This is a genomic window from Xenorhabdus santafensis (assembly GCF_033949405.1).
GTDB lineage: Bacteria > Pseudomonadota > Gammaproteobacteria > Enterobacterales > Enterobacteriaceae > Xenorhabdus > Xenorhabdus santafensis.
In genome coordinates this window covers 1-259 of record NZ_VCDN01000297.1, presented here as the reverse complement: position 1 = coordinate 259, position 259 = coordinate 1, and the positions used below count along the sequence as shown (strand labels likewise).

1 protein-coding gene is annotated in these 259 nt (G+C 38.6%); it reads left to right on the top strand.

The window, feature by feature from the left end:
• Positions 1-30: 30 nt before the first annotated feature.
• The coding region (locus tag FE392_RS22565; RefSeq protein WP_319931918.1) for a polysaccharide biosynthesis C-terminal domain-containing protein at positions 31-259 on the top strand (229 nt) is incomplete at its 3' end.

The window sequence follows — 259 nt, the reverse complement described above, 5'->3', positions numbered from 1 at the left end:
TTGCAAGCTTTAAACTTAGCAAGAGCTGCAATGATGAATACGTTTATTGGTGCCATCGTGAAATTAATCGTTATTTTTGTACTAGCATCAAGGCCAGAATTTCAAATGATGGGGGTTGCTCTCGCTATTGCAGCAAATATAGTAACAGTAACATTCCTTCACTACGCTACTGTTTTAAAAAAGATTACATTTACCATTTACGCAAAAGACTATATTTTCGGCGGACTTGCCATCGGTATCGCAGGCGCCTTCGGTTTTT